This is a genomic window from Streptomyces sp. NPDC051211, assembly GCF_040689505.1.
Taxonomy (GTDB): domain Bacteria; phylum Actinomycetota; class Actinomycetes; order Streptomycetales; family Streptomycetaceae; genus Streptomyces.
In genome coordinates, this window is the sequence record NZ_JBFBAV010000009.1 from 101,341 (window position 1) to 123,542 (window position 22,202).

Sequence of the window (22,202 nt, forward strand, 5' to 3'; positions counted from 1 at the left end):
GCTACGGGGGCCCTCGCGTGGCCTCGCGTGGCCTCGCGTGGCCTCGCGTGGCCTCGGCGCCTCGGGCGCCCTCGAACCCCCTCCAGTGTCCTCCGGGACCGCCGATCAGTTGATCTCCCGGTCCAGGCCGGCCCAGTAGGGCCGCCGGAGCTTGAACTTCTGGATCTTGCCCGTGGCCGTGCGCGGGATGGCATCGCGGAACTCGACGGAGGTCGGCGCCTTGTAGCCGGCCATCCGCTCCTTGCAGTGGGCGATGATGTCGGATTCCTGCGCGGCGGCTCCCTCGGCGAGGACCACCAGGGCCTTGACCGTCTCGCCCCACTTCTCGTGCGGCACGCCGATGACGGCGACCTCGGCGACCGCCGGGTGACTGAAGATCGTGTCCTCGACCTCGATCGAGGACACGTTCTCGCCGCCGGTGATGATCACGTCCTTCTTCCGGTCGGAGATCGTCAGGTGGCCGTCGTCCTCGTCGATCGTGCCGCCGTCGCCGGTGTGGAACCAGCCGTCCTGCACCGCCGCCGAGGTCTCCTCCGGCTTCTCCCAGTAGCCGTCGAGCACGACGTTCGACCGGGCCAGGACCTCCCCCGAGCCGGAGACCTTCAGCTTGACCCCCAGCGCGGGCAGTCCGGCGCGGGACAGCCGGCGCGCCCTCTCCTCGGCGGGCAGGTCCGCGTCGGCGGGCCGGGACCGGTTGAAGGTGAGCAGCGGGGAGGTCTCGGTCAGCCCGTAGATCTGGGTGAACTCCCAGCCCAGCTCCTCGCCCACGCGCTGGATCAGCTTGCTCGGCGGCGGCGCTCCCGCACAGACGATCCGTACACGGTCACGGCCCGGAATCCCGCCCTCCCAGGTCGCGGCCGCGTCGAGCACCGCACTCCACACGGCGGGCGCGCCGCACATGAGCGTGACCCCGTGTTCGTCGACCCGGCGCAGGATCTCGGCGCCGTCGACCTTGCGCAGCACCACCTGCTTGACGCCGAGTCCGGCCATCACGTACGGCATCCCCCAGCCGTTGCAGTGGAACATCGGCAGCGTGTGCAGGTAGACGTCGCGCTCCCACACCCGGGTGTGCAGCCCGAAGGTGAGCCCGTTGACCCAGATGTTGCGGTGGGTGAGCTGCACGCCCTTGGGCCGGGCGGTGGTGCCCGAGGTGTAGTTGATCGTCGCGGTGGCGTCCTCGTCCGGGCGCGACCACGGGCGCGGCTCCACCCCGAACCGCATCAGCTCGGCCTCGGTCCGCTCACCGAGGACGAACCGGTGGCGCGCCGTGACACCGGCGAGCGCGCCGTCCAGTTCGGGGTCGACCAGCAGGACCGAGGCCCCGCTCTGCCGCACCACGTACTCGACTTCCTCGGGCTTGAGCCGGAAGTTGACCGGTACGCAGATCCGGCCGCTCATCGGCACGGCGAACAGCAGCTCCAGCAGCCTCGCCGAGTTGTGGCTGACCACCGCCACCCGCTCGCCCTCGCCGACGCCGAGCGCATCGAATCCGGCCTGCCAGGCCCGCACCCGCTCGCCGAGCCGCCCGTACGTCGACACGGGCACCGGAGGTCCGGGCTGATCGGGCTCGTCGACGACGCCGGTGGCGGAGGAGAAGCCCAGCTCCGCCCGGTCGAGGAAATCGGCGACGGTCATGGGAATCCGCATGGCACTCTCCTGTATCGGGACGACCACTGCACCCGAGTCGAATCGAATCGAATCGACTCCACTCAACTCGACTCGACTCCACTCGAACCCGATCGTGCCGCGCGCCCGGTCCGGGCCACCAGTGGCACGTCAGCCGCTGATTGACCCGAACCGCACCGAAGTCCGGGCGGCTCCCGTCATCCCGGCGAGCAGCCTCTCCCCCTCCGCGGCGATCTCCTCGCGCAGCCGCCTCCCGGGCCCCCGCTCCGCCCCGAAGAGCTCGACGGTGAGCTCGGCCCGGTCGCGGTCCTCGTCCAGCCGCCACACTCCGGCGAGGAAGCCGTCGACGAGCAGCGTGCAGTAGGCCTGATTCCCTTTCCAGGTACGGCCCTTGAGGTCGGCCGGGACCACGCGGGTGCGGTCGGCGTGGGAGAGCAGCAGGTTGTCGAACTCGGGCAGGAAGCGGGGCGGGGCCGAGGTGTCGGCATCGGGACGCGGCGCGTCGGGCAGGTCGAACAGCTCGACCCCCGCCTCGTCCCGGAAGGTGACCAGTTCGGGGCGCAGCCGCTCGAAGACTTCACGCAGTCGGGTGAGCCCGGCCCAGGTCTGCATGTCCTTGACGGAGGCGGGCCCGAAGGCGCCCAGATACCGCCGCACGGCCTCCTCGATGGACCCCGCCCGGGCGGCCTCCCGTACGGGCGCCAGGGCGGTCTCCGGCGCGGCTTCCCGTACGGACTCACCCACGGACTCCGGTCCGGCCTCCCGGGCGGCGGTCTCCCGTACGCGCCCACCCGCGGACCCCGGTACGGCCTCCCGGGCGGTCTCACCCACCCACTGCTCCAGGTGCGCCAGCCGGACCTGGCCGCTGCGCCCCCACAGTCCGCGGGGGGTGACCTGGACCAGCGGAAGCCGGCAGCGGGCGGCGACGGAGAGCGCGAGCGGATCGGCGTCGGGCCACTCCTTCAGCAGCGCGTCGCGGATCTCCCCCATGGTGCGGGGCGCGGCCTCGACCAGCTCGCGCGCCAGCACGGTGAGCCGCTCCAGGTCCACTCCCACCAGACCCTTGCGGAAATAGCCGACCTCGCGGTCCCGGGCGGGCTGGACCAGCGGCCGCAGGGTCAGCGCATCCTCGGCGGTGTGGGTGTGGATGGTGGACCGCATGGTGACCATGCGCACCACCTCGCGGGACTCCATCAGCCCGGACAGCTCCTCGGGCCGGAAGCCGGCGAGGCGGGCGTGCAGCTGGTAGTACGGGGGTTTCACGTTCTGCGCCTGGAGCCCGAGGAGGTGCGCGACCGCGTCACGGGCGGACATCTCGGTGCGGGTGAGGAGCAGCTGGCGGGCGAGCGTGGCACGGTTCAGCGCGCGGGGACCGAGTACGGGGTTCGTCCTGGAAGCCATACCAGCACGCTAACCCGCATTGCGGACGACTTCTGTCCTCATCCTCCCTTCCGATTCAGCCGATATCCTGCTGCTTGCCCCACAAGGCCACATCCACATCTCCGCCGTCCACCCACACCCCTGGGGAGCTGCCCGCGATGCCGGACCGCCGCGACCACCGCCCTTCGCCCGCCGCCAAGCGGGCCGGCTGGCGCCGCCCGGCCACCCCGCCGACCACTCCCCCGGCCTCGCCCCCCACCGACCCGACGACGACCCCCGCCGAACCCGCGCCCGCGAACCACCGCAGCGTGATCGACTCCGCCGTCTACCGGGACGGCCGCCGGGTCGCCTCCCCCACCACCCTCGCGGAAACCTTCCGGCAGCTGCGCGAGGAGCCCGACGGCATGGCCTGGATCGGCCTGCACCGCCCCACTGAGCCCGAACTCCACTCCCTCGCCGCCGAGTTCAACCTCCACCCGCTGTCCATCGAAGACGCCCTGGAAGCCCACCAGCGCCCCAAGCTGGAACGCTACGGCGACACCCTCTTCGTGGTCCTGCGCGCGGCCCGCTACCTGGACGCCCCGGAGGAGGTCGACTTCGGCGAACTCCACGTCTTCGTCGGCCCGGACTTCCTGATCACGGTCCGCCACGGCGCGGCCCCGGACCTCTCCGCGGTCCGTCGCCGCATGGAGGATTCCCCCGAACTCCTCTCCCTCGGCCCGGAGGCGGTCCTCTACGCCATCCTCGACGCGGTGGTCGACGGCTACGCACCGGTCGTGGCGGGCGTCCAGAACGACATGGACGAAATCGAGACCGAGGTGTTCCGCGGCGACCCGGAGGTCTCCCGCCGCATCTACGAACTCTCCCGCGAAATGGTCGAGTTCCAACGCGCCACCCGCCCCCTGGTGGGCATGCTCCACGGCCTGATGGCCGGCTTCGCCAAGTACGGCACGGACGAGGAACTCCAGCGCTACCTGCGCGACGTGGCGGACCACGTCACCCACACCAGCGAACGCGTGGACGGCTTCCGCCAGGCTCTGACCGACATCCTCACGGTCAACGCCACCCTGGTCTCCCAACAACAGAACGCAGAAATGCGCGCCCTGGCAGAAGCCGGCTTCGAACAGAACGAAGAGATCAAGAAGATCTCCTCCTGGGCCGCCATCCTCTTTGCACCCACATTGGTGGGAACCATCTACGGCATGAACTTCGAGACCATGCCGGAACTGAAGTGGGCGGCCGGCTACCCCTTCGCGATCCTGCTGATGGCGGTGGTCTGCGTCAGCCTGTACGTCATCTTCAAGAAGCGCGACTGGCTCTAGACCGTACATCGGAACCGTTGATCAACTTAGCTCTCGCGAACGACTAAAAGTGGCCCGCAGGGCCCCTGGGGAGAATCTGGGGAGAATCCGCAGCCCGCCCGTGCCGGGTACTCCCCCGCACCTTGGGACTGCCCCTCCTGCACCGCCCACCACCTTCGACCGCACGCGGTTGCGGAGGATAACGAAAGCGGGTGGCACAGCATCTGCTGTGCCACCCGTTGTCGCGGCCAGGTCTGTTCTGTCTCCCCTGACGTCTACAAACCGGAGTCGTCCAACAACCCGGCCCGTAGAGCGTCGATGTCCGACCTCCTGTCTAGCCTGTCTCCGTGAAGCCCACCGATGGCCGCCAGTTCCCCGCCGCGCTCGCCACTGCGATGGCCGTTCGATTCGACTATGCCGACGGGAAGACCGGGGTCGACTTCGAACCCTTCCCGGCCTTCCTGTCCGCTGCCGAGACCACTGACTGGTTCCAGGCATGGACCGGGAACAGTGAACTGGACGGCAATGACTTCCGCGTGTTCGGACAGGACGGCACGGGCGGGTACGCGGCATTCTGGCTCATCCGCCCCGGCCGGCTGCTGGCCGAGCAGCCCGTCGTCTTCCTCGGGTCCGAGGGAGAGACCGGTGTCGTCGCCCGCGACCTGGGCGACTTCCTGTGGCTCCTGGCCGACGGCTTCGGCCCCTGGGAAGCCGCCACCTCGTACGAGCCGGACTGGAAGGCGCACCCCAATCCGGAGTTGGCATCCATTGCCGAAGGGTTCGCACCGAACCAGCGCCGGTCGGCGGCAGCCGTGATCGAGCTGGCGGCCCAGGAGTTCCCCGACTTCGACGACACCATCATGCAGCTCTGCCGCTGAACCCAGCGTCGTCACCTGCACGACCGGCCGGAATCACTGAAGCTTCGCCATCTTCGAACGTGCTGGTCAGCGGGGCTGGCGTGACGGGCTGCTGGCGTACTCGTGCTGATGGTGGGCGGCAGTCTGGCGTGTAGATCGTTTGGCAGGGGGTCTTTGCGGATTCCGGTCTGTCCCTGTCCGTGTGGCTCCTATTCTCCGGCAGAACATGCCGGGGGTGGCGCCCGAGGCTGTCGGACCGGGCTTGTCGGTCCGACAGCAGCCGATGTCAGGCCAGTGCGGCTCCGCCGTCGAGGGTGAGCACCGTGCCGGACGCGTAGCCGTTGCTCAGGAGGTAGAGGTAAGCCGCCGCAGCCTCCTCGGGGCTGCCGACGCGCTGCACGGGAAGGCCGCTGCCTTGCGCTTGGAGGAAGGCCTCCGGCTCGGGCACGGTGCTGTCCCAAAGCTCGGTGCGAATCGCGCCGAGGCGGACCGCGTTGACCCGCAGTGGGGCGAGTTCCAGGGCTAGGGCTCGTGTCAGACCCTCGACGGCTGCTGTGATGCTTGCGCCGAGCGAGGCTCCGGGGGCGGGCCGGGTGGCGAAGGCGCCGGAGGTGAAGGTGATCGAGCCGCCGGGACGGAGCTTCGGCGTCGCGTACTTCGCGGCGAGCAGGGCACCCCAGAAGCGGCGCTCGAAGAACGCTCGGGACTCCTCGGCGGTGAGGTCGGCCAGCGGCTTCAGCAGCAGGGACTCGCCCGCCGTGTAGACGAGGTGGTCGAGCTCGCCGATCCGGTCGAAGAAGGCGGCGAGCGCGGCCTCGTCGGCGACGTCCAGCAAGATGCCTTCGGCCGGGCCACCGAGCTTCTTCACCGCCAGGTCGACCCGGCCCTGGCTGCTGGAGGCGACGACCACGTTCGAGCCCTGAGTCGCGGCGGCCTGCGCAACGGCGAATCCGATGCCGGAGGTACCGCCTATGACGACGACACGCTGGGTGTCTGCTGTGTTGTTCATGGCGAGGACGCTACGTGTCACAACCGAGACAACGAATGGCCTGAAGTCTCGATTCTTTGTCTGATCGTCTCGATCTCAGCACGCTATGGTGAGTGCGTGGACATACTCAGCGATACGCTCGCGGCCCTGCGCACCGGGCGTCCGTCTGTTGTCCGTACCGACGCGCAGGCGCCGTGGGGTGTGCGCTTCCAGCCCATCGCGGGAGCCGGATTTCACGTCGTCGTCGAAGGACACTGCTTTCTCCTGCCGGTCGGCGGCGATCCGATCGCCCTGGGCCCCGGCGACGTCGTGTTCCTGCGGCGCGGCACCGATCACGCGATCTGTGACGCGGTCACCAGCGAGCTGGTCGCCTTCGAACCCGACCGCGTCGACACCTCCTCGCCGATCGGGTGTTTCACCGTCGAGGGCGACGGCGCTCGCAGCGTGCTGGTATGCGGGGCCTACCACCTCGACATCGACCGGCCGCATCCGCTGCTCGGCGACCTCCCGGAGGTCATCCACCTCCCGGCCAGCCCCGGTCGCCATCCGGCGCTGCGCTCGGCGGTCGACCAGCTCTGCGCCGAGATCCACCAGCCTCAGCCGGGTTCGGACTCAGTGGTCACGACGCTCGTCGATCTGCTGCTTCTCTATATTCTGCGGTCCTGGTACGCCCAGTTGCCCAGGGAGCAGACGCAGGGCTGGGCCTCGGCACTGAACGACCCGTTGATCGCCCCGGCGCTGAAAGCGATCCATGACGACCCGGCGCATCCGTGGACCGTCGAATCGCTGGGGAGCCGGGCCGGGCTGTCGCGCGCCGCGTTCGCCCGGCGGTTCACCACGGTGGTCGGCGAGCCGCCGCTCAGCTACCTGACGACGTGGCGGATGGCCATCGCGGCGCGGATGCTGCGCGAGACGGTCGCCTCGCTGAGCGCCGTGGCCGAGAACACCGGCTACACCTCGGAATTCGCGTTCGCGAAGGCATTCAAGCGGCACTTCGGCGCCCCGCCTGGGGCATATCGGCGGGAGCGGCGGACGGCGTCGGCTTCACTGTCGGTGCCGGTTTGATTTTCTTGGGCGGGAGTCTGGGTTCTTGATCGTTCGTCAGCGTGTCGTCAGCGGTTGACTTCGACGTTGGTCAGGACGAGCAGGGCGCGCAGGAGGGCGGTGGCGCGGGCGGATTCAGTGCGGAGCTTGGTGGACAAACCCTCGATCGGACGCGAGTGATCACCGCCGAACTCGCCGATTCGACGCGGTCCCCACGGCAGGGCAAGCGTGGCCGCTCACTCACGTCACCACGCCGCTCTGCCGCGTTCGAGCATCGCTGTAGCCTCTGGCCATGAGCCGTGGGGAGGGCGAGAACGCGCTGGCCCTGGAGTCCTTCGAAATGCTGGCCACTGGACGGGACGAGGAGGAGGTCTTCGCCGAACTGGAGTTTGTACCCAGCCCCGCGGGGTAGCGAATTTGCTGTCCGACGCCGGTCAGTGGCTGGGCAGACAAGTTCGTGGGGGATCTATTCATCCAGCCGCCGTGCCGGTCTCATGTCACGCCCGCGACTGTCGCCGTCACGGCTGCGAACCTGCCCAGCGGGCTATGCGACCCGGCGCCTGTTTGCCGGTAGGACTTTCTGGAGAGGCACGGGTGTTGTGCCGAGGGTAGGGCTGTGACCTTCTTTCTCCTTGGCCGCGGCCGCAGACCCGATGTCGTCGCTGAGCAGTCCGGACCCGCTGGGGTACCGGCAGCAGGCAAGCGCTCCAGGTGGCGGTGGGGGGTGTTGTGCGGCTCTGTTGTCACTGCTACGGCCGTGGTGCTGACGGGTTCGGCCGGGCCGGTGCCCGCCCGGGCCCAGGCGCCGGCCGGGATCACCGCACCCGTCAAGGGAGCCGGTGTTGTTCTCGATGGCGGGCACCTGACGCTGGGCCAGATGAACGCGGTGCTGGCGGGTTCGGCTGGGCCCCTGCGGCTCGCTTCGTCGGCTGCCACGAGGATGGACCAGGCGCGTGCCGGGGCGCTGGCCGCGCTGAAGAGCGGGCAGCGCGTGTATGGGTGGAATCAGGCCCTGGGCCCGCTGAAAGACCATCCGCTGACAACGGCGCAGCAGCGGGATTTCCAGCGCAGGATTCTGCGCTCGCACGCGGCAGGGGTGGGTGAGGAAGTTTCGGCCGGGGTAGCCCGGTTGGCTTTGGTGTTGCGGGCGAACGCCATGGCTCGCGGTCACATGGGCGTGCGGCCGGAGATGGTGCGGCGGATGCTGGCCCTGGTGAACGCCGGGGTGACCCCGGTGATGCCCTCGGTCGGGTCGCTGGGAACCGGTGATCTGCAGCCCATGGCGGCCGCCGGGATGGTCCTGACCGGGGATGGCGCGATGGCCCGGCTGCGCGGGGGTCCCGCGCGCCCGGCCGGGCAGGTGCTGGAGCAGGCAGGCCTGCCAAGCACGTTCGCCCTGGAGGCGGGTGAGGCGTTGCCGCTGATCAGTGGGAGCGGAGTGCTGACAGCACGCTACGCGGCTTCGGTGGTCCGGGCGGAGAGGTTCCTGGACCAGTTCGACGGTGCGTTCGGTCTGTTCCTCGAGGCAACCCGAGCTGAGGCCAGTTCGCTGGACGCGCGTACGCATGCCGAGCGCGGTGTGCCGGCCGAAGAAGACGAAGCAGCCTTCCTTCGGGAGCTGACCGAGGACAGCGAGTGGATGACGGAGAAGGGACGCCGGCGCTTTGGGGAAAAGTCACCTCGCGTGCAGGACGCGGTTTCGGTGCGCGCCGCCCCGCACATCGTCGGCACGGTCCGCCAGACTTTGGAAGAGGCCAGGACGATCATCGGCCGGGAGGCGAATGCCTCGACGTCCAACCCGCTGCTGTTCAAGGCCGGTTCATCGTATGAGTTTGTGATGGGTGGGAACTGGGACGGGGCGCAGATCGGTCATGCGCTGGACACTCTGAACGCGCAGATCACGGATGTGGCGGTGCTCAGCCACGAGTTGTCGGGACGGTTGATCTCCTCGAAGTGGAGCTACGGGCTGCCCGACAACCTGGCCGCCGAGCCGGTAGGGCTGAACTCGGGCATGGTGCAGGTCCAGACGGTCGGTGCGGCTTTGATCCCGGAGATGCAGGCGCGGGCGATGCCGGCCGGGGTGCTGTCGCGGCCGGAGAAGCTCGGCCAGGAGGACCACAACACCATGGCCATGGCCTCGGTCCGCAACCTGGACGACAATCTCGACCGGGCCGAGACCGTCCTGGCCGTCCAATTCCTGCTGGCAGCCCAGGGCGTCGACCTGGCCAAGCCCAAAATGGGCGAGTTGACGCCGGCGAAGCGGACCGCCGAACTCCACCAGCGGTTCCGAGACCACATCCCGGCCCTGGGCCAGGACCGTTGGATGACCCCCGACGTCGAAGAGGCCGTGGACCTGGTCAGACACGGCCGACTGCGGCCCAACGGAAGCTGAGACACAGCACTCCGGCGGGCCCGTTCTCTTGAACAAACCCCGCCCCGGTCCACTTCCCGGTCAGCACTGACCTCCGCCACCACATCCGGGCGGGGGCGGACCAGCACCGCGGTCACGGACCCCGGACACGTCGGTCCAGGACTTCAGCCACTCCCGCGCCTTCGCCAAGTCCGTCGTCATCGGGCACGACGTCCGCGTCGGCAACGAACCCTTCGCCGCCCAGATGCTCGCCTACTGCCGGGAACTCGACTGCGACCCTTCAAGAAGCGCGACTGGCTGGAGCCAGCAGCTCTCGAAGCGGGCGCACGGGGTGCTGCCGTGCCGCCCGTTGACGGATCGGGTGCCTCAGCCGAGGGCGGGCAGGGGGCGCCGGGCGACTTCGCGCGCGTCCGCCGGGGGGATGCCCAGCATGCGCAGCAGCATCTCGGCCAGGTTCGACGCCGCCTCGTCGCCGTCGAGTTCCGGGCGGGCGAACCGCAGCTCCACCAGCGCCAGCAAGGAGCCGCCCAGGGCGGTCAGCGCCACGGTCGGGTCGGTGACGGTGAAGCGACCGGAGGCGACGCCGACCTCGATGTCACGCCGGGCGCGCGGGGCAAGACCCGAGTCGGAGTGGACGTGGCCGAGTCCTCGGTGGCGCAGGACCTTCATCAGTTCGGGTCGGGAGTCAGCCAGGCGCGCACTGAGGCGGAAGCCCGCCGCGACGAGTTCAGCCGGGTCCTCGATGCCCCCCAGGTGCTCGTCGAAGGTCCGGCCGAATTCTTCGAGGGCGTCCCGCACCGCGGCGTCGAACAGCTCCGTCTTCGACTCGAAGTGGTTGTAGAAGGAGCCGAAGCCCACGTCCGCGCGCTCCGCGATCGTCTGGATGCTCGCGCTGGTGTCCCCGGTCTCGGCCAGAATCTGCCGGGCGGCACGGACGAGGGCCTGGCGGGTCTCGGCGCGGCGCCGTTCGAAGCGGTTGTGGGGCGGGGCTGACGTCGGCATACGGGGAGTCTAGCAATGAGGTGCTCAACACCACAGTTTTGATGAATCCATCACTTGCCTCCACGCGGAGGCTTGACGAGCGATTCCTCAGAGTTGATGATTTCCTCAATGAGCACTGCTGCTGGGAGGACACCATGTCCGGAACTCGCGTCAACGCAGTCGGCGTCACGGACGCCAGGACGGCCCACCAGGACCTCCACAGCGAACGGGGCCCTCTGCGGGGTGAGCATGCCGGGCGGTCCCGCAATCCGGTGATCAAGGCGGCCGACCTGGCCTGGCTGGAGTTCGAGAAGCCGGACTTGGACCGGGCGGAGGTCTTCGCCCGTGACTTCGGGTTCGGGATCGCCGCCCGTACCGAGCGGGAGCTGTGGCTGCGCGGTACCTTCGCGGGCTCGCCCTGCGTGGTGATCCGGCGTGGTCACAGCTCCCGCTTCATCGGTCCGGCGTTCCGTGCCGCCGAGCGGTCCGACCTGGACCGGCTCGCGCGGGTGACGGGGACGGACATGCGGGACGCGGACGTCCCGGGCGGCGGCGAGGTCGTGACCCTGCTGGACCCGTCCGGCTTGCCCGTGCGCGTGGTGCACTGCGGTGAGGAGCTGCCGGCACTGCCCGAGCAGCAGCCGCTGCTCCTCAACTTCGGTACCGATCACCGTCGTACGAATGCCACCCAGCGCCCGCCGCGCGAACCGTCGAGGATCCAGCGCCTGGGGCACGTGGTGCTGGAGACGAGGGTGTTCGCCCGCGCCCTGGACTGGTACCTCGACACGCTCGGAATGATCGTGTCCGACTTCCTGTTCCTGGACGGGCAGCGCGACCGCGGTCCGACGATGGCGTTCATCCGCTGCGACCAGGGCAGTGTGGCGGTCGACCATCACACGCTGGCCATGCACCTGGGGCCGGGCAACGGTTACGTCCACTCCGCCTACCAGGTCGCCGACCTGGACTCGATCGCCGCCGGCGGCGAGTACCTGGCGGAGCGCGGCTACAAGCGCAGTTGGGGCATCGGACGGCATGTCCAGGGCAGCCAGCTCTTCGACTACTGGCGCGACCCCGACCACTTCATGCTGGAGCACTTCGCCGACGGCGATCTCTTCTCCTGCGACCTCCGACCCGGCTGGGCGCCCATGTCCACGAGCGGCCTCGCCCAGTGGGGGCCGCCGGCCACCCGCGACTTCCTCGGCACCGGCCCCTCCCCGCAAAGGGTCCGCGACGTCATCCAGGCCCTGCGCGGCGACAACGAGATGGACCAGGCCCGCCTGCTGGGCCTGCTCAAGGCCGCGAACTCCTGACGCCCCCCGCCCTCCGCCCCCAAAACCCCGATGAAGGCAATGACATGAGCACCAACGTCCTGCGTACCGCCGACGGCTGGTGGGTGGTGCGCGGCGCGCGCGCCGTCCGTATCGCGACCAAAGCCGTCACCACCGCCGAGCTGCTGGCCGACCGCGCCGCTGTCGGAGAGGCCGCCGTCTCCGACGAAGCGGGCATCCCCGTCGCCGGCCTGGTGACACTCTCCCCGGTCACCACCCCCTGCCGCGTGGTGGCACAGATGGTCAACTACCGCAGCCACGCACGCGATTCGGGCTTCACCGGCGATATCCCGGCCACCTTCTTCCGCAAGGCGTCCGGCTCGGTGAGCGGCCCCGGCGACAGCATCGTGCGGCCCGCGCACGTGAAGTTCCTCGACTACGAGATCGAACTCGGCCTGGTCATGGGCGCACCCCTCCCGGTGGGCACGGTCGTCGAGGAACGTGACCTACCCGCCTACGTCGCCGGGCTCGTGATCACCAACGACGTGAGCGCCCGCGAAGTCCAACTGACGAAGACCCAGTTCTACGAGAGCAAGTCGTACCCGACCTTCACCCCCACCGGTCCCCACCTGGCCCTGCTGGAGCCGGATGACTTCGCCCACCTCTCCGACCTGCGACTGAAGTTGAGCGTCAACGGGGACCCGCGCCAGGACCGCACCCTCGCCGACATGATCGTCCGCCCGGCGCAGGCGCTGACCGTGCTGGCCCGGTTCCAGACCCTCGACCCCGGTGACCTGCTGCTGACCGGCACCCCCGGCGGTACGGCCCTCAAGGCGCCCTCCAAGGCGGTCGAGAAGATCGGCGCGCTCCTGCCGCCCGCCGTGAAGTGGAAGGCGTTCTTCAAGAGCCAGGCGAAGAATCCGCGCTACCTGCGGCAAGGCGATGTGGTGACCGCGACGATCGCCACCCCGGACGGGCGCATCGACCTCGGCGAGCAGCGCACCCCCGTGGCCGACGCGAACTGACCGGCGCGAACCGATACGAAACGACAGCCGAAACGACACCCGAAGTGAGACCCGAAGTGAGCCGCACATGACCGTCGACCAGGTGGCCGGACCACGGGACACCCCGCCCGGGCCGGGACGCGTACCCGTGGTGATCGTCGGAGCCGGGCCCGTGGGCGTGACCGCCGCGCTCCTGCTAGCCCGGCGAGGAGTGAGCAGCGTCGTCCTCGAACGCCATCACGGCGTCTACCCGCTGCCCCGCGCCGTCGCCACCGACGACGAGGTGCGCCGGATACTCCAGGCCGCAGGGGTCCAGGAGGAGTTCGCCGCGATCGCGCGCCCCGCGCGCGGGCTGCGGCTGCTGGACGCACGGCACCGGGTGATGGCCGAGTTCCCGCGGACCGCACAGGGACCGCACGGCTTCCCGCAGACCAGCATGTTCGACCAGCCCGAGTTGGAACGACTGCTGCGGGACGCCCTGGCCCGGCGCCCGGAGTGCGAGCTGCGCAGCGGGGTGGAGGTCGTCGGCGTCGAGGAGGACGCCGACGGACCGGTCCGTGTGACGTACCGGGACGAGGAGGGCGAACACCTCCTGCGGGCGGACGCGGTCCTCGGCTGCGACGGCGCCAACAGCGTGACCCGCGACGCCATCGGCACCGTATGGGAGGACCTGCGCTTCGAGGAACGCTGGACCGTCGTCGACGTGCGCACCAGCCTCCCGGTCCGTAGCTGGGAGGGCGTCGATCAGGTCTGCGACCCGAACCGGCCGGCGACCTTCATGCGCATCGGCGAGGACCGCTACCGGTGGGAGTTCCGGCTGCGGGACGCGTCGGAACCGGACCGCGAGCGGCTCCGCGAGCTGATCGCTCCGTGGGTGGACCTCGCCGACGGCGCCGACTTCGACGTGGTACGACAGGCGCAGTACACGTTCCGAGCACGCGTCGCCGACCGGTGGCACCGCGGCCGGGTGTTCCTCCTCGGCGATGCCGCGCACCTCACCCCGCCGTTCATCGGGCAGGGACTGTGTTCCGGCCTGCGCGACGCCTACAACCTCACGTGGAAGCTGGCCCGTGTCCTCCGGCAGGGCGCGGACGAGCGGCTGTTGGGGACCTATGAGAGCGAACGCAAGCCGCATGTCCGGCATGTGGTCCGCCTGGCGGTCGCGATGGGCTGGGCCATGACCGGCGGCCAGGACGGCGCCGCCGCCGTCCGGCGCAGCGTCCTGGGCGCGGCCTGCCGCATCCCCGGCATCACTCGGGCGGCAGGGCGCGAACTCAGTCCGGCCCTGGCCGCGGGTCCGCTCGTACGCCGTCGTGCCCGCCGGCACGGCCGCGGTCTCGTAGGACGGCTCTGCCCGCAGCCGTGGGTGACCGCCGAGGGGCGGCGCGCTCGCCTCGACGACGTGCTCGGCGACGACTTCGCCGTCCTGACCGTCGCTCCCCTCTCACCGTCGCTACAGGCGCTCGCCCACGGGCTCGGCGCCCGCATCGTCCCGGTATCCGGCTCCCGCGACGACGGCGGCCTCGCCGACTGGTTGCGCGGGGGACGGGCGGACGCGGCGCTGCTGCGCCCCGACCGTGTCGTCGCGGACGTCGTCCCGGCCGGCGGCCGCGACTTCACGGACACCGTCGGCTGGGCATCCCTGCTGCACACCACGCGAAGCCCCGGCCCCGCGCCTGCCGACCGGCCTGCGGCTGCGTGACACCACTTGGAGCTCGGTGTTCCGGCCCACCGTCCGGCTCGTCGAGCGCCACCGCGCGGGCCGGGTCTTCCCGACCGGCCGGGAACGCCGCCCCCGTGCCCACATGCTCCACAAGGAGCGACTGCACCGTGATGCAGGTCACACCGTGAGCCCGTGATGATCCGGCCGTCGGATCCGCTTGACCACCCGGAGAGCCGCACCGGTTCTCGTAGCCAACGGCTGGGGAGCACATGAGCGACACCGCGAGCAGGATGCCGGGCCGGCGGACCGCCCAGGAGCTGAGCGCTTCCGACATGGGCGGGCACGCGTCCGCGTTCGTCGAGCGGGCCACCGCCAGGGCCCGCCTGCCGCTGGACTACACCGCGGCCAGCCTGCGGATCGTCGACCGGCTGATCGACGGCCTGCGCAAGGGCGGCACCGAGCGGGAGCGGGTGTCCGGCGCCCTGCTCGGGCTCGGCGCGTACGTCGGCGAGGTGCTGGTCCGCGAGGCGGGCGCGGTCTGGGTGGACCTCTCCCCCGAGCACCGGCTGTACTCCGGCTTCGCGCACCCCGTGGGCGTACGGATGCCCGACGGGCGGGTGTGGAACCCGCTCGGCCGGACCGTGAACCGGTTCGAGATCGGCCCGCAGGAATCCCTCCAGACCTTTTACCTCACGCTGCACGGGCGCCGCTCGCGTCGCGCCCGCCCGCAGCCGGCGGGGGTGGCGGCCGGGGTGCGCTGATCTGAGAGGATGATTGCCGTCCGGTTCCACGACGGGAACCGGTGTTTCTGTGTGTACGGCAACGAAGAGGATCGTGTGGGCAAGGGGACGGGCGCCGAGCCCACCGCCGCACACGACGTGGCGCTCGCCCGGGCCGTGGAACGGGCCCAGGGCGGTGACGAGACGGCGTTCGCGCTCGCGTACCGAACCGTGAACCCGGGGCTGCTGGGATACCTGCGGGGGCTCGTCGGCGAGGACGCCGAGGACGTGGCTTCCGAGGCCTGGCTGGAGATCGCCCGCGACCTCGGCCGGTTCCGGGGCGACGGGGCAGGCTTCCGCGGCTGGACCGCGACGATCGCCCGGCACCGCGCGCTCGACCACCTGCGACGGGTGAGGTCCCGGCCCAGCCCGGCCCTGATCGAACAAGACGTTCTGGAACTGCCCGCCGCCAAGGACACGGCCGGGCAGGTCCTGGAGGCGCTCTCGACGGCCCAGGCACTAGCTCTGATCTCGGGCCTGCCGCAGGACCAGGCGGAGGCCGTACTGCTGCGGGTGGTCGTCGGCCTCGACGGCCCGACGGCGGCCCGGGTACTCGGCAAGCGCCCCGGTGCGGTACGTTCCGCCGCGCACCGCGGACTGAAGCGACTGGCGAAGGAGCTGAGGGCATGAAGGGAGGCAACGGGATGACGGACGGCCAGTGGGACGACCGGCAGGCCAACCGGCAGGGGGCCGGCATCGAGGACGCACTGCGCGCCGCCCTGCGCGCCGCCCCGCAGGCCTGCGACCGGCCCGCGCCGGGCCAGGAGGGTGCCGGCGCCGCCGCCCACGACGGCGCCGCGCGCGCGGTCGCCGCCTTCCGGGTCGCGCGGGACGAGGGGCTGCACGCATCCGCCCGTACCCGGCGCCGGGACGACTGGCGCCCGGCCGCCGAGCGGCGGCTGGGACGTTCCCTGAGGACGGCCCTGGCCTCGCTGCTCGCCAGCGTGACCCTGGGCGGGGTGGCCATCGCCGCGGGGGCACTGCCCACACCCTTCCGCGAGACCCCGGCGCCCGAGCCGAAGCCGCGCCGCAGCACCTCCGTACCGCTGCCGCCGCCGAAGCCGGCCGGCTCACCGGTACCGGCCACGCCCTCGGTCGACCGGGAGACCCGGCCCGCCCCGCGTCCCGCGAAGCCCGCCACCGCCCAGGACCACGAGGCGCTCTGCAGCGCGTACGAGAAGGTCAAGGGCCGCGGCAAGGCGGCGGAGTCGGCGGCCTGGCAGCGGCTGGTGACCGCCGCCGGAGGCGAGCAGGGGGTACCCGGCTACTGCGGCGAACGCCCGGAGCCGGGACGCGACGGCCACCCGGGCCGCGGCCCGGGCGACGGCGCCGACGGCGACCGCTCCACCCACCCGACCCCCCGGCCCCCGGGCAAGCCCGCCCCGGACCGCCCCTGAGGCCGGCCGGCTCGACGGGCCCGAACCCTTGAGCCGGCCCCCGACCGCGCCGTCACCGGCGGCGGATCACCGCGCTGCCCGAAGCCTTGTCGTGCATGCCACGGCGGTCCTTGCTGAGGTTGATCGACGAGACGTTGGCGACGCACAGCACCGGGATGCCGGTCACCACGAGGTTCATGAGGTGCCGGGCGACGGCCGAGCCGTAGCCGATGCGCTCGCCGGTCTCGAAGTGCACCACTTCGAGGCGCAGGGCCCGCTTGCCCGGAGTCGCGCCCCAGCGCGACACGCTCAGCGGGGAGTAGAGCAGGAAGAAGGCCGCGACCCAGAGTGCGGCGGTGGTGCGCCAGATCACGCCGGCGTCACCGTCGGCGACACCGGCGGCCGTGAGAATCCGGTCGAGGCCGACCAGCGGAACGAGAATGACCGCGACAGCGATGACCAGGTCGATGGCAGTTGCGGCGCAGCGCGGCATGAGACCCGCCGGAGAGCCGGGACGGGCGCCCGAAGCCGCCTGGAACCGACCGAGGTCGCTGCCGGAGGCCATGGAGTCGAACATGTCGTTCCTTCTTTCGTGCATCGGGGGGATCCTACATTCCGCTTGTGCGGAGAGTTCTACGGCGGGGGCCGCCGTGGCCACGGCGGGAATGCGGTGGCCACGGCGGCGGGATCATTTCGCGATCGGTTCTTCCTGATCAGTTCTTATTGATCAGTTTTTGTTGATCGGGAAGGGCTTGATCGGGAAGGTCTTGGTCAGTCGTGCTTGGTCAGGCCGTCCGTCCAATCCCAGAATCCCCATTCGTCCAATTGCTCATCGGCGAGGGTTCCCAGCTCGTTGCCCACCCAGGCACCACCCACGGCACCCGCCGGCACGCACACCCATGCCAGAGGTCCGCAGGCCAGGCCTGCCTGCGCTCTGTGGAGCCTGCCGCGTGCCCGGCCACAGAGGCCGTTGGGATACTCCGACCATGGATATGACTGCGGAGGCGGACGGCCGGGGGGAGCACGGGGGCGTGGAATGGGTGCTGCGTTCCGCAGAGGCGGCGGATGTCGAGGTGGTCGCGGAGCTGCGGACGGTCGTGATGCGGCCGGACCTGGAGCGGTTGGGGCGGTTCGACGAGCATCGGGTCCGGCAGCGGTTGCGGGATTCCTTCTCCCCGCAGCACACGTCGGTCATCGTGGCCGACGGCACCTTCGCGGGCTGCGTCACCGTGCGCCCGGCTGAGGACGGGCTGTGGCTCGAGCACTTCTATCTCGCCCCGGGACTCCAGGGCCGGGGGCTCGGATCGGCTGTGCTGCGATCGGTGCTGAACCGGGCCGATGCGGACGGCGTGCCCGTCCGCCTGAATGTCCTACGGGGCAGCGCCGCGCGGCGGTTGTACGAGCGCCATGGGTTCACCGTGGAGGTTCAGGACGCGATCGACGTCTTCATGGTGCGACGACCCGCCCCCGTGCCTGCCGCTGGTGTGGAACCATCCGGGCATGCGATTGGCAACCGACGGAGTCACCCCGGTCCCGCGACTGCTGCTGGTCGATGACCTCGAGACGGATGACGGATACTTCTGCGCATTGTCTTCCCCGCTCTTCCTGGCACCCGGCGACCGGATCGGCTTCGACGGCAGCAACCTTCTCGTGACACGGGTGAATGGCGAGACCTTCGCGCCTGCGGGAATCCGGGGAGTTCGCTGTCGCACGAGATCGGTATAGGCGCATCAACTCCGGCCATTGTGAGATGGGTTGCGTTCGCGGCCTGGAGCAAGCGGTTAGGATCACGGCATGATTACGGCGCGGTCACCCCTCGGTGTGCTGCGGGCCCGTGTGTCCACGGGCTCGTTGCGCGCCCTTTGGGTGGCCCTGCTGATGGTGGGGCTGGTGTACGGGCACGGCGCCGGGACCGAAGCGGTCTCGCACCACGCTGCCGGTCCCCCCGTGGCAGTGGTGAGTGCCGGTCATGCGGCTGCCGATGCCGGCGGGATTCCGCGCGAAGTCGCTGCCGAAGAGGCCGGGCATCCGGAAGAGCAGTGCATGCCCGGGCAGTCGCAGCAGGGCGCTACCGTGCGGGTCGACTGCGCCGCCGGCGTGGGTGACGGTGTGGCTTGCGGTTGGGTGGCCAAGCGGTCCCCCACCGCCGGGAACCGGGTGAGCTGTCCCTCCTCGGTGACGTCGGACGGCCCGGCAGTTCTGCGGATCTAGGTCGCGGGGTCCTCCCCCGCTGACCTGATCGATCTCTGTACGGCCCCCTTCGTGTGGAGGGGCCACGCACGGAGGAACTGTGTCGTTCGACCCGTTCTCGGTACTCGGTACGGCAGGCGCTCGCATGCGGAGCGTGCTCGCCGTCTTCATTCTGCTGGCACTCACGATCGCCGCACTCGGGTGTGTCGAGCACCCTCATTCGGCCGGGCACTCCCACGCATCCGCGAGTGTCGAAGCCGCCGACGGCGCACCCCAGTTGCCTGATTCCACCGAGACCTGTGTTCCGGCAACAGCGCGGACCGTGTCGGTGGAAACAGCCCAGTTTTCGGCTGCCGCGGTTCCGCAACTCGTGGTTGTGGTGAGTGTGTGGCCCCTGGCGGCCCGGCGGCAGCCGCGTCGTCGATGTCCGGCAGTGAGGGCCGGCCGCGGCACGCTCGAACGCGTTTGCCGGTGGCGGATCTAGAGCGAAGTCGTGCGGCCGTAGTCATCGGCCGCCGCCCGCGCCCCTAGCAGCCGTCTACGCATGAGAGCCGAGAAGATGACCACTCTTCCCACCGCTGACAACCCGGCCGCCCGGTCCTCCCTCTCCGGGCTGGTCGGCAACACTCCCCTCCTCCGTGTGACCGAGCCCTTCACCCGGGAAGGCCGCGGCTTCTGGGCGAAGCTGGAGGGCTTCAATCCCGGCGGAATCAAGGACCGCCCGGCCCTGCACATGGTCGAGCGGGCCCGGGCCCGCGGGGATCTGCGCCCCGGTGCCCGGATCATCGAATCCACCAGCGGCACCCTCGGCCTGGGGCTGGCCCTGGCCGGCATGGTCTACGGGCACCCGGTCACGCTGGTCACCGACCCCGGACTCGAGATGTCCATGAACCGGTTGCTGGCCGCGTACGGCGCCCAGGTCAACCTCGTCTCCGAGCCCCACCCGACCGGCGGCTGGCAGCAGGCACGCCGCGACCGGGTGACACGGCTGATGGAACAGCACCCCGGATCGTGGTGCCCGGACCAGTACAACAACCCCGACAACACCACCGCGTACACCCCGCTGGCGCTGGAGCTGGCGGCCGAACTCGGCCACATCGACGTCCTGGTGTGCAGCGTCGGCACCGGCGGGCACTCCGCCGGCATCTCCCGCGTCCTGCGCCCGCTCTACCCCGACATGAAGCTCGTCGGCGTGGACACCATCGGCTCGACGATCTTCGGCCAGCCGGCCCGGTCCCGCCTGATGCGCGGCCTCGGCTCCAGCATCTACCCGCGCAACGTCGCGTACGAGAACTTCTCCGAGGTGCACTGGGTCGCCCCGGGCGAAGCGGTGTGGACCTGCCGGCAGCTCGCGAGCTCCCACTACGCCACCGGCGGCTGGAGCGTGGGCGCCGTGGCACTGGTCGCCGGCTGGCTGTCCCGCACGCTGCCCGCGGATACCCGGATCGCGGCGGTCTTCCCGGACGGGCCGCAGCGCTACCTGGGCACGGTGTACGACGACGACTACTGCGCGGCCCACGGCCTGCTCGACGGGCCGCCCGCCGCCGAGCCGGAGACGGTGGGCCGGATGGACGAGAAGGAGGTCACCCGCTGGACCCGGTGCACCACCGTGGTCGACCCGCTCACCCTGTCCGAGGACTCCGAAGGGGACGGCAAGTGAAGGGCGTTCTCGCGCAACTGCGGTCCTACGAGCGGAGCGTGCAGTTGCTGATGGTGAATCAGTTCACCATCAACCTCGGCTTCTACATGTTGATGCCCTACCTCGCGCAGCACCTCTCCGGGTCGCTCGGCCTGGCGGGCTGGATCGTCGGACTCGTCCTGGGCGTACGCAACTTCAGCCAGCAGGGCATGTTCCTCGTCGGCGGCACCCTCGCCGACCGGTACGGGTACAAGCCGCTGATCGTCGCCGGGTGCGTGCTGCGCACCGCCGGCTTCGCGGCACTCGGGTTCGTGGACTCGCTGCCCGCCCTGCTGGCCGCCTCCGCGGCGACCGGCCTGGCCGGGGCCCTGTTCAACCCGGCGGTCCGGGCGTATCTCGCCGCCGATGCCGGTGAGCGGCGGGTCGAGGCGTTCGCGCTGTTCAACGTCTTCTACCAGGCCGGCATCCTGCTCGGGCCGCTGGTGGGCCTGGTGTTGACGGGCGTCGATTTCCGCATCACCTGCCTGGTCGCGGCCGGTGTCTTCGCGCTGCTGAGCATCGTGCAGGTCCGAGCGCTTCCCGCCCGCCGGGCCGGTGATGCCGCGGACCGGGCATCGGGCGAGCCCGAGCGCGAGAGCGTGTTGGCGCAGTGGCGGGGGGTGGTGGCCAACCGCCCGTTCCTGCTGTTCTCCGCCGCCATGATCGGCTCGTACGTGCTCACCTTCCAGGTGTATCTGGCCCTGCCCCTGGAAGTCCGGCGCCTGGGCGGCAGCGGGACCTTCGGCACGGCCGCCGCGGCGATGCTGTTCGCGGTGTCCGGGCTCGGCACGATCCTGTTCCAGACCAGGGTGACGGCCTGGTGCAAGGCCCGCATGGATCCGGGCCGGGCACTCACCTGGGGCCTGCTCGCCATGGGCCTGGCGTTCGTACCGCTGCTGCTCGCCACCGCCGTGCCCGTGCCGGACGACGGGGTGGGGCGCCGGCTGTTCGCGGTCGTGCCGTCTGCGTGTGCCGCGCTGCTCCTGGCCCTCGGCACGATGATCGCGTACCCCTTCGAGATGGACACCATCGTGCGGCTCTCGGGCAACCGGCTCGTCGCGACGCACTACGGGCTGTACAACACCATCTGCGGCATCGGCATCACCCTGGGCAACCTGGGGATCGGTGCGGCCCTGGACGCCGCCCGTGCCTCCGGGATGTCCGCGCTGCCGTGGGCGGCTCTGTTCGCCCTCGGCGCCGCCGGCGCCGCCGCACTGTACGGGCTGCACCGCACCGGCCGCCTCGGGCCGCCGCGGCAGCCCGAACCGCAGAAGCAGCCTACGACCACAGCCTGAACCGGCGGTCCCGCGGCTGGCGCAGGCGGCGCACCAGCGTCGCCGCCCCCCACACCAGCAGGACGTTCACCGCGGCGCCGCCCACCAGGTAGACCATCGGGCCGAAGGAGTTCGCGGCCTCCGAGGTCGAGCTGCCCAGGAGGGCGTTCAGGGGCATGATCCCGAACACCAGGACCAGCAGGGAGCCCGGGAAGGACAGGAAGTAGAGCGCGGCCAGGTAGCCGTCGCCGGAGGCGCCGGCGATGCCGCGGACCAGGCCGGCGGCGGCCATCAGGGCGAGGTAGCCGAGGGCCAGGGGCCGCGCGGTGTGCGCGGCGTGCGAGCGGCGGGTGGTCGGGCTCATCTGCGGTGGTCCGTCTTTCGGTGGATCGGGTCCGGAGGCCAGGGAGGGTACGGAGGGT

At 70.7% G+C, this 22,202-nt stretch carries 19 protein-coding genes; 13 read left to right on the forward strand and 6 right to left on the reverse strand.

Annotated features, from left to right (window positions below):
• Positions 1 to 105: 105 nt before the first annotated feature.
• Both AB0447_RS12135 and AB0447_RS12140 read right to left on the reverse strand, forming a co-directional pair.
• Positions 106 to 1,647 carry an AMP-binding protein gene (locus tag AB0447_RS12135; RefSeq protein ID WP_366476491.1) on the reverse strand — a complete coding sequence of 514 codons (1,542 nt, stop codon included), beginning with the start codon at positions 1,645 to 1,647 and terminating at the stop codon, positions 106 to 108.
• A 129-nt stretch (positions 1,648 to 1,776) separates the two neighbouring features.
• The gene (locus AB0447_RS12140) at positions 1,777 to 3,027 is read right to left on the reverse strand and encodes a winged helix DNA-binding domain-containing protein (protein ID WP_366476492.1); all 1,251 of its coding nucleotides are present in this window, start codon (positions 3,025 to 3,027) and stop codon (positions 1,777 to 1,779) included.
• Positions 3,028 to 3,164: 137 nt separating this feature from the next.
• Here AB0447_RS12140 and AB0447_RS12145 point away from each other — a divergent pair, with 137 nt between their 5' ends.
• Positions 3,165 to 4,328, forward strand: a complete 1,164-nt coding sequence (locus AB0447_RS12145) for a magnesium and cobalt transport protein CorA (RefSeq protein WP_366476493.1) — start codon at positions 3,165 to 3,167, stop codon at positions 4,326 to 4,328.
• A 326-nt stretch (positions 4,329 to 4,654) separates the two neighbouring features.
• Entirely contained in the window at positions 4,655 to 5,185 is a 531-nt protein-coding gene (locus tag AB0447_RS12150) for an SMI1/KNR4 family protein (RefSeq protein WP_366476494.1), read from the forward strand.
• Between the two features lie 265 nt (positions 5,186 to 5,450).
• Here the strand turns inward: AB0447_RS12150 and AB0447_RS12155 are convergent, their stop codons facing one another.
• Positions 5,451 to 6,173, reverse strand: a complete 723-nt coding sequence (locus AB0447_RS12155) for an SDR family oxidoreductase (RefSeq protein WP_366476495.1) — start codon at positions 6,171 to 6,173, stop codon at positions 5,451 to 5,453.
• Positions 6,174 to 6,269: 96 nt separating this feature from the next.
• On the opposite strand from AB0447_RS12155, the gene AB0447_RS12160 reads away from it, so the two are divergent.
• Together AB0447_RS12160 and AB0447_RS12165 are read left to right on the forward strand one after the other, a co-directional pair.
• Positions 6,270 to 7,217 (forward strand): AraC family transcriptional regulator, encoded by a 948-nt coding sequence (locus AB0447_RS12160; protein WP_366476496.1) that lies wholly within the window; start codon positions 6,270 to 6,272, stop codon positions 7,215 to 7,217.
• Positions 7,218 to 7,953: 736 nt separating this feature from the next.
• On the forward strand, positions 7,954 to 9,588 hold the full coding sequence (locus tag AB0447_RS12165; RefSeq protein ID WP_366476497.1) for an aromatic amino acid ammonia-lyase: 1,635 nt from the start codon (positions 7,954 to 7,956) through the stop codon (positions 9,586 to 9,588).
• A 345-nt stretch (positions 9,589 to 9,933) separates the two neighbouring features.
• On the opposite strand, the gene AB0447_RS12170 is transcribed toward AB0447_RS12165, so the two are convergent.
• A complete protein-coding gene (locus AB0447_RS12170) occupies positions 9,934 to 10,569 on the reverse strand; it encodes a TetR/AcrR family transcriptional regulator (protein ID WP_366476498.1) in 636 nt (211 codons plus the stop codon).
• Positions 10,570 to 10,703: 134 nt separating this feature from the next.
• Here AB0447_RS12170 and AB0447_RS12175 point away from each other — a divergent pair, with 134 nt between their 5' ends.
• The 6 genes from AB0447_RS12175 (at position 10,704) to AB0447_RS12200 (ending at position 16,659) form a co-directional block, all read left to right on the forward strand.
• A complete protein-coding gene (locus AB0447_RS12175; RefSeq protein ID WP_366476500.1) occupies positions 10,704 to 11,858 on the forward strand; it encodes a VOC family protein in 1,155 nt (384 codons plus the stop codon).
• A gap of 44 nt (positions 11,859 to 11,902) precedes the next feature.
• Positions 11,903 to 12,841 carry a fumarylacetoacetate hydrolase family protein gene (locus tag AB0447_RS12180; protein ID WP_366476501.1) on the forward strand — a complete coding sequence of 313 codons (939 nt, stop codon included), beginning with the start codon at positions 11,903 to 11,905 and terminating at the stop codon, positions 12,839 to 12,841.
• A gap of 67 nt (positions 12,842 to 12,908) precedes the next feature.
• Entirely contained in the window at positions 12,909 to 14,522 is a 1,614-nt protein-coding gene (locus tag AB0447_RS12185; protein WP_366476502.1) for a bifunctional 3-(3-hydroxy-phenyl)propionate/3-hydroxycinnamic acid hydroxylase, read from the forward strand.
• Positions 14,523 to 14,752: 230 nt separating this feature from the next.
• Positions 14,753 to 15,244, forward strand: a complete 492-nt coding sequence (locus tag AB0447_RS12190) for a hypothetical protein (protein WP_366476503.1) — start codon at positions 14,753 to 14,755, stop codon at positions 15,242 to 15,244.
• A 75-nt stretch (positions 15,245 to 15,319) separates the two neighbouring features.
• Positions 15,320 to 15,892 carry an RNA polymerase sigma factor gene (locus tag AB0447_RS12195; RefSeq protein WP_366476504.1) on the forward strand — a complete coding sequence of 191 codons (573 nt, stop codon included), beginning with the start codon at positions 15,320 to 15,322 and terminating at the stop codon, positions 15,890 to 15,892.
• Complete coding sequence (locus tag AB0447_RS12200; protein ID WP_366476505.1) at positions 15,889 to 16,659, forward strand: hypothetical protein; 771 nt, start codon at positions 15,889 to 15,891, stop codon at positions 16,657 to 16,659. The genes AB0447_RS12195 and AB0447_RS12200 overlap by 4 nt, the downstream gene beginning before the upstream one ends.
• A gap of 52 nt (positions 16,660 to 16,711) precedes the next feature.
• On the opposite strand, the gene AB0447_RS12205 is transcribed toward AB0447_RS12200, so the two are convergent.
• Complete coding sequence (locus AB0447_RS12205) at positions 16,712 to 17,236, reverse strand: RDD family protein (protein WP_366476506.1); 525 nt, start codon at positions 17,234 to 17,236, stop codon at positions 16,712 to 16,714.
• Positions 17,237 to 17,630: 394 nt separating this feature from the next.
• Between AB0447_RS12205 and AB0447_RS12210 the strand changes: the two genes are divergently transcribed.
• From AB0447_RS12210 to AB0447_RS12220, 3 genes are all read left to right on the forward strand, one after another.
• A complete protein-coding gene (locus AB0447_RS12210; RefSeq protein ID WP_366476587.1) occupies positions 17,631 to 18,194 on the forward strand; it encodes a GNAT family N-acetyltransferase in 564 nt (187 codons plus the stop codon).
• 1,193 nt (positions 18,195 to 19,387) lie between these two features.
• The gene (locus AB0447_RS12215) at positions 19,388 to 20,488 is read left to right on the forward strand and encodes a PLP-dependent cysteine synthase family protein (protein ID WP_366476507.1); all 1,101 of its coding nucleotides are present in this window, start codon (positions 19,388 to 19,390) and stop codon (positions 20,486 to 20,488) included.
• Positions 20,485 to 21,801 (forward strand): MFS transporter, encoded by a 1,317-nt coding sequence (locus tag AB0447_RS12220; RefSeq protein ID WP_366476508.1) that lies wholly within the window; start codon positions 20,485 to 20,487, stop codon positions 21,799 to 21,801. Before AB0447_RS12215 ends, AB0447_RS12220 begins: the two co-directional genes overlap by 4 nt.
• Here AB0447_RS12220 and AB0447_RS12225 read toward each other — a convergent pair.
• Positions 21,785 to 22,144: a hypothetical protein gene (locus AB0447_RS12225; RefSeq protein WP_366476509.1), complete on the reverse strand. Its 360-nt coding sequence runs from the start codon at positions 22,142 to 22,144 to the stop codon at positions 21,785 to 21,787. The genes AB0447_RS12220 and AB0447_RS12225 overlap by 17 nt on opposite strands.
• Between the last annotated feature and the right edge of the window lie 58 nt (positions 22,145 to 22,202).